Source organism: Rufibacter soli (assembly GCF_054781795.1).
The window spans coordinates 452211-465797 of the sequence record NZ_BAAGTS010000002.1 but is presented as its reverse complement, the minus strand read 5'-3'; the positions used below and the strand labels follow the sequence as shown (position 1 = coordinate 465797).

At 53.1% G+C, this 13587-nt stretch carries 10 protein-coding genes; 7 read left to right on the top strand and 3 right to left on the bottom strand.

The genetic code is table 11. The features are described 5' to 3' along the window. Positions 1-81: 81 nt before the first annotated feature. From ACYVJQ_RS03960 to argH, 6 genes are all read left to right on the top strand, one after another. Entirely contained in the window at positions 82-1209 is a 1128-nt protein-coding gene (locus ACYVJQ_RS03960) for an aspartate aminotransferase family protein (RefSeq protein WP_460891761.1), read from the top strand. 85 nt (positions 1210-1294) lie between these two features. After that, entirely contained in the window at positions 1295-2251 is a 957-nt protein-coding gene (locus ACYVJQ_RS03955; RefSeq protein WP_460891760.1) for a Rossmann-fold NAD(P)-binding domain-containing protein, read from the top strand. Positions 2252-2550: 299 nt separating this feature from the next. Continuing rightward, positions 2551-3348 carry an acetylglutamate kinase gene (gene argB / locus ACYVJQ_RS03950; protein ID WP_460891759.1) on the top strand — a complete coding sequence of 266 codons (798 nt, stop codon included), beginning with the start codon at positions 2551-2553 and terminating at the stop codon, positions 3346-3348. A 318-nt stretch (positions 3349-3666) separates the two neighbouring features. After that, on the top strand, positions 3667-4488 hold the full coding sequence (gene proC / locus ACYVJQ_RS03945; RefSeq protein WP_460891758.1) for a pyrroline-5-carboxylate reductase: 822 nt from the start codon (positions 3667-3669) through the stop codon (positions 4486-4488). A gap of 151 nt (positions 4489-4639) precedes the next feature. After that, a complete protein-coding gene (locus tag ACYVJQ_RS03940; RefSeq protein ID WP_460891757.1) occupies positions 4640-5704 on the top strand; it encodes a M20 family metallo-hydrolase in 1065 nt (354 codons plus the stop codon). 1 nt (position 5705) lies between these two features. Continuing rightward, the gene (gene argH, locus ACYVJQ_RS03935; RefSeq protein WP_460891756.1) at positions 5706-7037 is read left to right on the top strand and encodes an argininosuccinate lyase; all 1332 of its coding nucleotides are present in this window, start codon (positions 5706-5708) and stop codon (positions 7035-7037) included. Between the two features lie 314 nt (positions 7038-7351). Here argH and ACYVJQ_RS03930 read toward each other — a convergent pair whose 3' ends face one another. Both ACYVJQ_RS03930 and ACYVJQ_RS03925 read right to left on the bottom strand, forming a co-directional pair. Then, on the bottom strand, positions 7352-8350 hold the full coding sequence (locus tag ACYVJQ_RS03930) for an NADP-dependent oxidoreductase (protein WP_460891755.1): 999 nt from the start codon (positions 8348-8350) through the stop codon (positions 7352-7354). Positions 8351-8501: 151 nt separating this feature from the next. Then, positions 8502-9911, bottom strand: a complete 1410-nt coding sequence (locus ACYVJQ_RS03925; RefSeq protein WP_460891754.1) for a high affinity choline transporter 1 — start codon at positions 9909-9911, stop codon at positions 8502-8504. 248 nt (positions 9912-10159) lie between these two features. Here ACYVJQ_RS03925 and ACYVJQ_RS03920 point away from each other — a divergent pair, with 248 nt between their 5' ends. Continuing rightward, on the top strand, positions 10160-11281 hold the full coding sequence (locus ACYVJQ_RS03920) for a hypothetical protein (protein WP_460891753.1): 1122 nt from the start codon (positions 10160-10162) through the stop codon (positions 11279-11281). Between the two features lie 191 nt (positions 11282-11472). Here ACYVJQ_RS03920 and ACYVJQ_RS03915 read toward each other — a convergent pair whose 3' ends face one another. Further along, a complete protein-coding gene (locus ACYVJQ_RS03915; RefSeq protein ID WP_460891752.1) occupies positions 11473-13572 on the bottom strand; it encodes an insulinase family protein in 2100 nt (699 codons plus the stop codon). Between the last annotated feature and the right edge of the window lie 15 nt (positions 13573-13587).

Genomic DNA, 13587 nt, shown 5'->3' with positions numbered 1-13587 from the left:
CTGTTTCGGGCCTGTTTTCCGAAAAATAGACCCGAAACAGAAAAGTCTAACATCTAACGTCTAAAATCTAGCATCTTCTACATGAATCTCTTTGACGTTTACCCCCTATTTGATATAGCGCCCGTGAAGGCCCTCGGCTCCAAGCTGTGGGACGCCAACGGCACCGAATACCTGGATTTGTACGGCGGACACGCCGTGATTTCCATTGGCCACAGCCACCCGCATTACGTTAAGCGGCTCTCTGACCAACTGAATAATATCGGTTTCTACTCTAACTCGGTGCAGATTCCGCAGCAGCAGGAACTGGCTGATAAACTGGGCAAACTGAGTGGCTACGAAGATTATCAGTTCTTTCTGGTGAACTCTGGCGCCGAAGCGAACGAGAACGCCCTTAAACTGGCTTCGTTCCATACCGGCCGCAAGAAAATCATCTCTTTCCGGAAGTCGTTTCACGGCAGAACCTCGGCGGCAGTAGCCGCTACGGATGACCCTACCATTGTGGCCCCAGTCAATGAATCTGGCAATGTGGTGTTCCTGCCCATGAATGACACCGCCGCGGTGGAGGAAGTTTTGTCTTCCAATGAAGTGGCCGCCATCATCATTGAAGGAATCCAGGGCGTGGGTGGCGTGGTGATTCCCGAGCCTCAGTTTTTGCAGGATTTGGAAAAATTGGCCAAGAAACACGGTGCGCTGTTGATTCTGGACGAGGTACAGTCGGGCTACGGGCGGTCTGGGAAATTCTTTGCGCACCAGCACGCGGGCATCCGGCCAGATTTGATTACCATCGCCAAGGGCATGGGCAACGGTTTCCCGGTGGGCGGCGTGCTGATTTCACCGGAGCTTCCGGCCAAACACGGCATGCTGGGCACCACCTTCGGAGGCAATTATCTGGCCTGCGCCGCTTCTTTGGCGGTGCTGGAAGTGATGGAGCAGGAAAACCTAATAGAAAACGCCTCCCGCATGGGCCAATACCTGATGGAGAAAGCCAAAGCCTTACCGGGCGTGCGCGAAGTACGCGGTCAGGGCCTCATGGTGGGCATTGAACTGGAAGGCCCTTGCGCCCCGCTCCGCAAGGCCCTGCTGGACCAGTACCGCATCTTCACCGGCTCGGCCTCCAACAAAAATACCATCCGGATTCTGCCCGCCCTGAACGTGACGCAAGCCGAGATTGACCGGTTCTTAGAGGCGTTTGCAGCCTTAGTAAAATAGACACTAGACGCTTGATTTTAGATATTAGACTTTTTAAACCCGAAGTCTAATATCTAAAATCAAGCGTCTAACATCCACATAAAATATGAAGCAATTCACCTCCGTTCACGACGTAGAAGATTTAGATGCCCTGGTGCGCGAAGCGCTGGTGCTAAAACAGCATCCATACGCCCATGAAAGCCTGGGCAAGCATAAAACGCTGGGCCTTATTTTCCTGAACCCCAGCTTACGTACCCGTCTCAGCACCCAGAAAGCCGCGCAGAGCCTGGGCATGAACGTGATGGTCATGAACATGGGCCAGGAAGGTTGGGCGCTGGAAACCCAGGACGGGGCTATCATGAACGGCACCACCGTAGAGCACATCAAAGACGCCGCCGCCGTCATGGGCGAATACTGCGATGTGTTGGGCCTTCGGTCGTTCCCTAAGTTGCAGAATGTACAGGAAGACTACTCTGAGGAAATCCTCAAGAAGTTCATCCAGTACGCCAACGTGCCCTTCGTGAGTCTGGAATCGGCTACGCGCCACCCGTTGCAGAGTCTGGCAGATTTGGTCACCATTACAGAGCATGCCCCCAAAGGCCGTCGGCCGAAGGTGGTCTTGACCTGGGGGCCGCACGTGAAGGCCTTACCGCAGGCCGTACCCAACTCCTTTGCCGAGTGGATGTGCGCCGCCGACGTGGATTTCGTCATCACGCACCCCGAAGGCTATGAACTAGACCCGCAGTTCACCAACGGCGCCACCATCACCTATAACCAGCAGGAAGCCCTGCAAGACGCGGATTTCATCTACGTAAAGAACTGGTCCACGTACCAGCCTAACTACGGAGAGGTGCTCACGCAAGACGCCTCCTGGATGCTCACGAATCAGCATCTGGTCAATACCAACAACGCCAAAGTGATGCACTGCCTGCCGGTAAGACGCAACGTGGAGCTCAGCGATGAGATTCTGGACGGTCCTAATTCTCTGGTAGTGCAGGAAGCCGCCAACCGTGAATTTGCTGCGCAAGCAGTGCTGAAGCGGTTGCTGGAAGGAATTCAGTAACAGTAGACCTCCCCTCCTTGTCATCCTGAAAGGACCTTTTGGGCGAACTAGAAAGACATTGTAGTTAGCGCTATAACCGTTCGCTACCGAGGTCCTTTCAGGAAGACAGAAAAAGAGAAGGATAATTCGCTGTTCGGGATCTCTAATCCCGAACCTCACTGTTGTTGATTTCCAATCCACTGGGAATCAATAGCAAAATTCGCTGAAACGGGGATTAGGAAATCCCCGACCGAATGCTCCCGGATTAGAAATCCGGAAGAGCAAAATTTGAGAGTCTTACATCTTATGTCTTACATCCTGTGTCTCAAAAAATAAGCGTCATCAAAATAGGCGGCAACGTGCTGGACAACGCCGACAACCTGGAGCGGTTCCTGACGGATTTCGCGCTGGTGCCTGGCTTTAAGGTGCTGGTGCACGGCGGCGGAACCATTGCCTCTGAGATAGGCAAGAAAATGGGCATGGAGCCTATCATGATAAATGGCCGTCGGGTCACGGATGCTAACACCCTGCACCTGGTGACCATGGTCTATGGCGGTTTGCTGAATAAGAACCTGGTGGCCCAATTGCAAGCCCGTAAATGTAACGCGCTGGGCTTGACCGGGGCAGATGCCAATGTTATTCCTGCCCACAAGCGCCCGGTCAAAGACATTGATTACGGCTTTGTGGGTGACGTGGAAAGTCCCGACCAGGTGAACGTGGCCTTTCTGGCGTCGCTGGCCCAACAGGGCATTGTGCCAGTGTTTGCGGCCCTCACCCATGACGGCGAAGGCAACATGCTCAACACCAACGCCGATACCATTGCCTCCACCCTGGCCGTATCTTTGAGCCGCCAATTTGAGGTGAACCTGGTGTACTGCTTCGAGAAGAAAGGCGTGCTGCTGGATGTAACCGACGAAACCAGCGTGATTCACCACCTGCAACCCAGTTATTATCAGGAACTGAAAGACAAAGGCGCCATCTTCGCGGGCATGCTGCCCAAGCTGGACAATGCGTTTGCCGCTTTGGAGCAAGGCGTAAAGGCGGTTATTATTGGCGATGCCGCTGACCTGCAGGACATCGCTGCCGGTGGAAAGGCGGGAACCCGGATAACGTTATAAGACACTCGTAGGAGCTAAGCACACTACGAGGTCATAGCACTAAGAATAAAGTTTTTGGGCTGCTTTTCAAAAACAGTCGCTAAACACAAAATGTGCAAGGATTTGAAAACCTATGCCGTTAAGCCAACCATTACGCAGCGGGCGCTTACTCAAAAGACCTCGTAGTGTGCGCAGCTCCTACGAGTGTCTCTGCCAGAAACGTTTTGAGCCTGTTTTCCGGAAAACAGGCCCAAAACGGCTTTAACCACTGGAAATTGGTTTCCTTGCAATCACAACAGTAGAAATTCAGCCAGAACATCGGCTACAACCATGTGAACCATGCGTGAACAGTACAAGAAAATAGCCATCCTGGGCGGCGGCAACATGGGCATTGCCCTGGCGAAGGGCATGGTGGCCTCCGGGAAGTACCGTGCCGAGGACATTACCCTCACCCGCCGCAACACCAAGCTTTTAGACGCAATGGTGGCCCAGGGCTACCGCGCCTCCAGCAACAACGCCCTGGCTGTGTCTGAGGCCGACATCATCGTGCTCAGTATTCTGCCGCAGCAACTGGACAGCGTGCTGGATACCATCTCTGAGAGCATTGCCCCCAGCCGCCACCTGTTCATCTCCATCGTGACCGGCGTGTCCGTGACCGACATTCTGACGCGCCTGGGCAAAGTAGTGGAAGTGGTGCGGGCTATGCCCAACACTGCCATCGCCATTCAGCAGTCTATGACCTGTATTGCCAGCAAGAACGCCTCCCCGCAGAACATGGAACTGGTAAAAGACATCTTCTCTGCCGTGGGCGAAACCGTGGAAATTGAGGAAGAACTCATGTCCTCGGCTACGGCGCTGGTGGCCTGCGGTATTGCCTTCTTTTTGCGCTCCATCAGGGCAGCGGCCCAGGGCGGCACCGAGATTGGTTTCCATGCCGGCGATGCGCTGCGCATGGCGGCCCAAACGGCCAAAGGCGCAGCCACCTTGCTCTTGCACTTCGGAAGTCATCCGGAGAATGAGATTGACAAAGTGACCTCACCCAAAGGCTGCACCATTGCCGGCCTAAACGAGATGGAGCACAACGGCTTCAGCTCCGCCATGATTAAAGGCATCCGGACCTCGGCCCAGAAAGCCGAGAAGTTATATACTGACGAGAAGTAGAGACTAGAAATTGCCAGGTCTCCATACGTCTTACTGTTTTAAGCCTGTTTTGGTGAAAACAGGCTTAAAACAGTAAGACGACATTACCAAACGTAATCATCACTCTTCGCCCCTTCAAAGGTGAGAATTAGCAAGAGTATCAAATCACTAAATGACCAACACTTTATACCAAGACGCTCTCCACGTGCTCCAGCAGCTTATCTCTATCCAATCCTTCAGCCGCGAGGAGGCGGGCACGGCGGATGCGATTGCGCAGTTCCTGCAGGCCAGAGGCGTGGAGATTCACCGCAAACAGAACAACGTTTGGGCGTTTAACAAGTACTACAACCCTAGTTTGCCTACGGTGCTCTTGAACTCACACCATGACACGGTGAAGCCGCACCCCAGCTGGACGTTTGACCCGTTCACGCCTACGGTGCAAGACGGCAAACTTTTTGGCCTGGGCAGCAATGACGCGGGCGGTTGTTTGGTGGCCTTGATGGCCACCTTCCTGCACTTCTATGAGCGCACAGATTTAACCTATAACCTGGTGATGGCCGCTACCGCCGAGGAAGAAATCTCCGGGAGGAACGGTATTGAACTGGTATACCCAGAACTGGGCGAAATAGAGTTTGCGATGGTAGGCGAGCCTACCCAAATGCACCTGGCCGTCGCTGAAAAAGGCCTGATGGTGCTGGATTGCGTGGCCCACGGAAAAGGCGGACACGCGGCCCGCGAGGAAGGTGTGAATGCCATCTATGAGGCGCTGCCTGATATAGAATGGTTCCGCACGTTCCGCTTCTCGAAGGAGTCCAGCTTTCTTGGCCCCGTGAAGATGAGCGTCACCATTATTCAGGCTGGCTCCCAGCACAACGTGGTGCCCGACCAATGCACCTTCACAGTGGATGTGCGCATGACAGATGCTTACCAGCCTGAGGAGGTATTGAGCATCATCAGGGAGCACGTGAAAAGTGAGGTAACGCCCCGGTCCACCCGACTGCGGCCCTCGTCCATTGACCAAAACCACCCCATCGTGCAGTCGGGCATTCAATTGGGCCGGAAGCTGTACGGCTCCCCAACTACTTCGGACCAAGCGCTGCTGAACATCCCCTCGGTGAAGGTGGGGCCGGGGGATTCGGCGCGCTCGCATACCGCCGATGAATTTATTTACCTTTCAGAACTGGAAGAGGGCATCGCCCTGTACATACAATTATTGACACCCGTAATTACCGCTTAGCATGAAACTCTGGCAGAAAGAAACCTCCGTGGCGCAGAACGTTGAGAAATTCACCGTGGGAAAAGACGCCGAAATGGACTTACAGTTGGCTCCTTTTGACGTGCTGGGCTCGCTGGCGCACACGCGTATGCTGGAGAGCATCGGGCTCATGGAACCGGAAGACCTGGACGCCGTGCAGCGCGAACTTAAGGAAATCTACCAAAGCATTGAACGCGGTGAGTTTGAAATTGAACCGGGCGTGGAAGACGTGCACTCGCAAGTGGAGCTTTTGTTAACGCGCCGTTTGGGCGAAGCGGGCAAGAAAATCCACAGCGGCCGTTCCCGCAACGACCAGGTACTGGTGGACCTCAAACTGTTCATCCGCCATGAGATACGGCAGACGGTAGAGGCGGTGCACACGCTGTTTACCACCTTGCAGGAGCTCAGTGAGAAGAACAAAGACCTTCTGCTGCCTGGATACACCCACTTGCAGGTGGCCATGCCCTCCTCGTTTGGGTTATGGTTTGGCGCATATGCCGAGAGCCTGGTAGACGACCTGCTACTCCTGCAGGCCGCCTACAAAATCAGCAACAAGAATCCCTTGGGCTCGGCGGCTGGGTACGGAAGCTCCTTCCCGTTGAACCGTCAGATGACGACGGATTTGCTGGGTTTCGAGGCGCTGAACTACAACGTGGTGTACGCCCAGATGGGCCGCGGCAAGACCGAGCGGAGCGTAAGCATGGGCCTGGCCTCTGTGGCCAGCACCCTCGGCCGTATGGCCATGGATGTGTGCCTGTACATGAGCCAGAACTTCGCGTTTGTGACCTTACCAGACGAGTTGACCACCGGTTCCAGCATCATGCCGCACAAGAAGAACCCCGACGTGTTTGAAATCATGCGCGGCAAGTGCAACCGCCTACAGGCGCTGCCCACCGAGATTCAGATGCTGCTGGGCAACCTGCCCTCGGGCTATCACCGTGAGCTGCAATTGCTCAAGGAAAGTTTCTTCCCGGCCTTCACTGAAATCAGGAACTGCCTGGAGATGATGACCTTCATGCTGCCGCATCTCAAACTGAACCCAGACATTCTGCAAGACCAGAAATACCAGTACCTCTTCAGCGTGGAAGTGGTGAACAACCAGGTCTTGAGCGGCGTGCCGTTTAGAGATGCCTACAAAAACGTGGGCCTCGCCATTGAGAAAGGTGAGTTTGAACGGCCTGAAAAAGTGCATCACACGCACGAAGGCAGCATTGGCAACCTGTGCACGGCAGAGATTAAAGGGCTGATGGACGAGGTGCTGGACGGCTTCCAGTTTGAGAAGGTGGACAAGGCTATTGCGGAGTTGTTGGCGTAATCTTTCTGGCGTAACCTGTTTTAAGGCTGTTTTCTGTAAAGCAGGCCCAAAACAGAAAAACGCAGTTCCTTCTCCCTGAGGGAGAAGGTTAGGATGATGGGGGAAGAAGCTCCCAGACAGGAAGCCTCCGCTATAAACAACTGCCTTTGGTCATCCCCCTACCCCCTTCAAAGGGGGACGAAATGCGTGAAACTATAAAAGAAAATCCCTTTCTACATTTTGGCCTGTTTTCAGAAAAACGGGCTTAAAACGCTAAAGCCCTCACAGGAACTGTAATCCTGTGAGGGCTTTTCTTTTCTTCTTGAAATAAACGCTTACACCTTCACCAGCATTTTACCTTGGTTCTGACCAGTAAATAATCCCAGAAAAGCTTCAGGCAATTTGTCAAAGCCTTCTACAATGGTTTCCTGGTAATGGAGTTTGCCCTCTTTCACCCAGGTGGCTAGTTCTTGCATGGCCTCCGGGAAGCGGGCGTGGTAGTTACTCACGATAAAGCCTTTAATGAGTGCGCTACGGGTTAAGATCAGCGGCAGGAAACGTGGTCCCATTTGGGGCTTTTCATCATTGTAATGGGCAATCTGGCCGCAGATGGCCAGGCGGGCGTGGAAGTTGATGAGCGAGATAACGGCATCAGTGATTTCACCGCCCACGTTGTCAAAATATACGTCTATGCCGTTGGGGCAAGCGGCTTTTAAATCAGCGCGTAGGTTTTGGGTGGTTTTGTAGTTGATGACCTCGTCATACCCGAATTCCTTTTTCAGCAGTTGGGCCTTTTCATCTGAACCGGCCAGGCCTACCACTCGGCAGCCTTTGAGTTTGGCAATCTGGCCTACCACTACGCCCACAGCCCCGGCTGCGCCAGACACCACCACCGTCTCGCCTTCCTTCGGCTGGCCAATGTCCAGCAACCCGAAGTAGGCGGTTAGGCCGGGCATACCCAGAATACCCAAATAGTAACTGGCGGGCGCCAGATTCGTGTCAATCTTTTGGAGCTTTTTAGCATCGGCTATGGTTTGGGTGGCCCAAGGCAAAGCACCAAGCACCACATCCCCTTCGGCAAGATGCTCACTCTTAGATTCCAGTACTTTGGCCACTACCCCACCTTCCAGCGGGGCGTCTACCTGAAACGGCGGCGTGTACGATTTGGCATCGTTCATGCGGCCGCGCATGTAGGGGTCAACGGAAATGTACAGCGGTTCTAATCTAACCTGGCCTTCCTGTACCTCGGGCAAGGCCGTTTTCTCAAACCTGAAATTCTCTGGCGTAGGGTTTCCTTTCGGCCGACTGGCCAAGACGATCTGGGTGACTTCCATGGGTTTCTTATTTCAATGAAATGACTAGGCAACCGCTTTGTCTCTTTACAAAAACGCGCCTGCCCCAGAAAAGGTACAGCAAGGGTAAGTGGCCTTAGGGAAACCACCCATCCGTTTCGGGCCTGTTTTTAGAAAAACAGTCCCGAAACGGTTATAGATAGGCTTTTTCGTGTTCCATAGAAACGGGCACTTCTTTAAGGGGCAAGAGCAAGCCCAACAGGTACCCGGCTATACTTCCGGCCAAGCCATAAAGCATGGGGTTCACGGCAGTGTCTAGCCAAAGGCAAAGCAACCACGTACCCATACCCCCTACCATGGAAAGCATAGCGGCCGTGGCCGAGGGTTTCTTGAGGTACACGCCCGCCACCAGCGGTACCAGCAGACTTACCAGGCTTAACGCCGAGGACTCGCTCACCAGTTCATGGATGTTGCTTTTGGACAAGGCAAACGCAAGTGAGACAGCGGCCACCACCAATACACTGCCTCTGGATAAGGCCAAAAGCTTTTTATCGGTCATGTCATCTAACAAGGGCTTCAGCAGGTTTTCACTGAGAATGGAGGCCGGCGCCAGAATAGCCCCGCTGGCCGTACTGATAATAGCCGAGATCAACGCCCCAAAGAAAAGCACTTTTATGAGCAGCGGGCTGTACCCCAAAATAAGGCTGGGCACCAGCAGCTGCGCATCATTGCCCACCAACTGCGGGTGCAGCAACTTGGCGTACAGGGCCAGGACCAAGGGTAATAGGGCTACCGTCACGTACAGGAAAGCCGCCAGCAAAGAGGCTCTTACCGCCACCCGCTCAGACTTGGAGGCCATGACCCGTTGGAACACGTCTTGCTGCGGAATAGAGCCCAGGCCAATGGTCATCCAGAGGGCCAGATAGTTGAGCCAACCGCTAAATGAGGTGCCGTTTTTGGGCGTGATGCGGTAGAAATCTGCGGGAAGCGTAGCCGTGACTTCAGAAAGGGGTTTTTCGCGCATGACCCAGGCCGTGACAATGAGCAGGCCCAGGATAATCATGATGGTTTGCACGTAATCGGTCACGCTCACGCTCCACATGCCGCCAAAATAGGTGTATAGTACCACCAGAAAGCTGCCCATCAAGATGCCCTGCGTGAGCGTGGTGCCTAACAGTAGATTAAAGGCAATACCCAAGGCCACCATCTGCGCCGCCACCCAACCAAAGTACGAAATGACCAGGCAGAAGGAAGCGACCACCTCGGCGGAGCGGCCAAAGGTAACTCGGTAAAAGTCCCCGAAGGTGAGAAGGTTCATGCGGTACAGCTTCCGGGCGAAGAACAGGCCCACCAACACCAGGCAAAGTGCCGCGCCTAACGGGTCCTCCACCATGCCCATCAGGCCTTCTTCGGCTACCTCGGCAGAGGCGCCCAGAATGGTCTCTGAGCCAAACCAGGTGGCAAAGACCACGGCGGTGGCCATGGGCAAGGGCAGCGCTCTGCCCGCCAGCATAAAGTCAGCGGAATTATGCACCCGCCTGGCAGCCCACAGGCCCAGCGCCACGTTGAGGCCCAGGTACAGCAGTACTAGAAAAATAAGCATAGAAGATACAATGGCTGGTTTCGCCTGCTTTTCTGAAAAACGGGCTTAAAACAGAAAGCAAGATACTAGTTTCCTGTTTCTTCCTCTTTTTAAATCCTGCCCATTAAATAGCTGATTACTTTCTGTAACTCTGTTCTTTACACCTGTTCCCAATGATTTTTTTCACTACATTTAAGTTAGATATCCGTACAATTATTTCTATCCATAATCTTATCCAATATTATATCCACCTATATCCCCGGCTTAAGATGATCCCTACTTTTACCAAAACCAGAAAGTCGTTTCTGCTGCCCTTTTTCTTCCTGGCTTTTTTGGCTTGGGGACAAGCAGCTCAGGCCTCACATATCAGGGGCGGACAGATTTACTACAAAAGCGATACTACGGCTGCGCGTAATCCTTTAAGGTTCTTCTTCACGTTGGTTACCTACAGTGTGGCACCACCTGCTTTTGAAGATCTTGAGGCTACCCTCTACTTTGGAGACTGCTCCAGTCAACGGGTGGCCCGATCTTCCAGAGTATTGGTGCTCAACTCTCCCTTGAATACTTTTGTAAATACCTATCAATTTGAGCATACCTACTCCGGGCCAGGAACCTTTCTTGTCACCTTTGAAGACATGAGTTACCAGGGCGGGGTGGTGAATATTGCGTCTTCCATTAAGGAATATTTTTTCCTCCAGAGCACTATCACGGTAGACCGCCTGCTGGGCACGAACCGCTCACCGGTATTTCAGCAGCCTCTTCTGGACATCCCGTACCAGAACCAGCTTTTTATACATAATTCAAGGGCCATGGACACAGATGGCGACAGTCTCGCTTATAAACTAGTACTACCTGCCACTTCCAATAGGCAAACCGCCTGCGGGAACCCGATTGGAATACAGACGCCCGGATTCAGTGGCCTTGAAAATTTTCTGGGCCCTGCCAACCCTGCGGCCCCCGCGGGCCTGAACCTGCACCGGGAGACGGGCCTATTGACCTGGAACACGCCGGGCCAACAAGGCATTTTCAATCTTGCTATTTTAGTAGAAGAGTGGCGAAACGGTCGCCTGATAGGCATAGTGACCAGAGACATGTTGCTCTATAGTCAGCCAGCACCAGTTATTACCGGTATTTCTGAGGATTGGCACCAATTGGTTTCCACGTACCCTACCCCGGCCACCTCTACCTTAAACCTGAAATTACCAGCCTACATACAACTGCGGGGCAGCTACCTCTTCACGGCGATGGGTGCGCCGGTGTTATTGCCAATCCCTAGTAAATCTCAGGACGGATGGGCGTTTCCCGTAGCGGGGTTGCCTGGTGGCATGTACCTTTTACACCTGCAAACATCCCATGGCAACATGGTACAAAAGGTGGTAATACACCGGTAGCTACTTGCCTGTTTTAGGGCTGTTTTCTGAAAAACGGGCTTAAAACAGTTTTCCGCTTTCCTTCAGGGACTGAAGCTAACAGAAGCTTCCCCTGGGCCAAGAGGTCTGCACTTGTTCAAAAGCTAACCAAAAAAAGAGGGGAGAAGACTTACGTCCACTCCCTCTTTTTTTAGTTATACTGCTGGCGTCTCTTAGTTGAAATCAGCGGCCGCTACTCCTTCGTTCAATTTCACAGACTGTGCTTTCATCTCCATAACCTGCTGCTGGCCTGCGGCAGATACCGTAATGGTTACGGTGTTTGGATAGAGAATAGCCCCTACTTTTTTGTAGTCACCAAACTCTGTGCTGTTCATCACGGTCATGTTGTTGGTGGTAGTGGATTCCTCGGTCTTCACTAGAAGTTTGCTGCCCAGGTCATAGAACTCGGTTTTGGTTTTGCCAGACGGGTAGGTGACTACCACTTTGTAGGCATCAGAGCCGTTTACCTTTTCAATGCCTTTCACTTCGGCTTTGAAGGCTGGGTTTTTCACATAATCAAGTTGTTCAAACAGACCGGTGATGTCTGCCTTCGCCTTAATCTCATCTGCCGTCATTTCCTTCTTCTGGCCCATTTGCTCCTGGTAGCCGGCTTTGCCGTTGAAACGGGTCTTTATAACTGGGTTACCGCCCATGGAGATAGTCATGGCTTCCAGGTTTGGGGCCATTTGCTTGGCCTCCACAGCCAGGGTAGCGCCTTGCATGCTCATGGTGGCATTAGAGGTAATGCTCTTTATCTTTCTCAGTTCAGCCTCACCGCCTACGGCCTTAATGTAGTTGTTGAACACATCTGTGGCCTTTACGTTGGTGGTTGCCGCTGAGGAAGAAGAGGCCGAACCTGCGGTCACGGGGTTGGCATACACGTCAAACTGTTTTACCGGGTAGTTCAGTTTTTTCAGGTCATTCAACATCTGGCTGGTATTGCCTACCACTACCACGCGGGTGTTGGCGCTGTTGAAGTATTTCTGGGCCACGCGCTGAATGTCTTCCTTGGTCACGGCATTCACCTTCTGCAGGTAAGTGCGGTAGAAGTCTTTGGGCAGGTCATTGATTAAGATGTTACGGGCAAATGTAGCCGTACGGCCTTTATTCTCCAGCCCAAGCGCAAACGAACCGTTGTACAAGGCCTTGGCGCTGCTCAGTTCCTGGTCAGATACCTTTTCATTGCGCAGTTGGTTGATCTCCTTGATGAACTCCACCACGGCACTGTCAGTCTTGGCGGTTCTTACCGAGGCCGAGGCTGAGAACGCGCTCTGGAAACGGCTGGCCCCAATGTTGGAATAGGCCCCGTAGGTAAAGCCGTGTTTTTCACGCAGGTTATTGAACAGGCGGCTTTCTGAACCCCCACCCAGGATCTGGTTGGCCAACAGCACCGGGAAATAGTCTGGGTGATTCATCTTCAGGTCTACCAGGTTGGTCACCGTGATCTCAGACTGTACCGCGTTAGGCATGTCTACCACGTTAATCTCCGTTTTGGCAGGGTTTGCCACCGACGACAGGGCTGGCAAGGTGAGCTTAGGGCCTTTCAGGTCACCCAAAACTTCCTCGGCCAGTTTTTTAGCGTCATTGGGTTTGATGTCGCCAATAATGGTCAGGTAACCTCTGGACGGGGTGATAAATTTATTGTAAGCCTCCTTTACATCATTCAGGGTGAGGGCCTTGAGAGACTCCTCGGTAGTGAATTCCCCGCTAGGGTGGTTTTTGCCGTAGGCCAGGGCATTGATCACGCGGCCAGAGACCACCTTCACGTTTTTCTCATTGCTCTTGATTCCGGTAAGCGCCTGCGACTTGATCTTGTCAAACGACTCCTGGGTGAAGGCTGGGTTTTTAAGTCCCTTGCCCATCAACGTAAATGCCTCCTTGAAGTAGCGGGTAAGAGCGGCCGCACTGCCGCCGCTAGAACCTAGGCTCACAGTAGCACCAATCTTATCAGTGGCCTCGTCAAAGGCCGCTTTTGGCATGTCTTTGGTGCCCTCATTCAGCATCTGGCCCATAAGGCTCATCACGCCGGCTTTCTGGCCTTCGGTGATGGGGCCGGCATCAATAAAGTAAGTAGCAGACACCCGCGGCAGTTTATGGTCTTCCACCACCAGCACGGTAATGCCGTTCTTAAGTTGGAAGGTAACCGGGTCCTGGAACGTAATGGTTGGGGCCGGACCGGCGGCGGGCTTTTGGGTTCTGTCTATTTTCACCTGTCCCTCTGCTGTGAACAGAACCAGGGCGCTGGCAAACAGTAATAAATATTTTTTCATCATGATTTCTATAGTAGG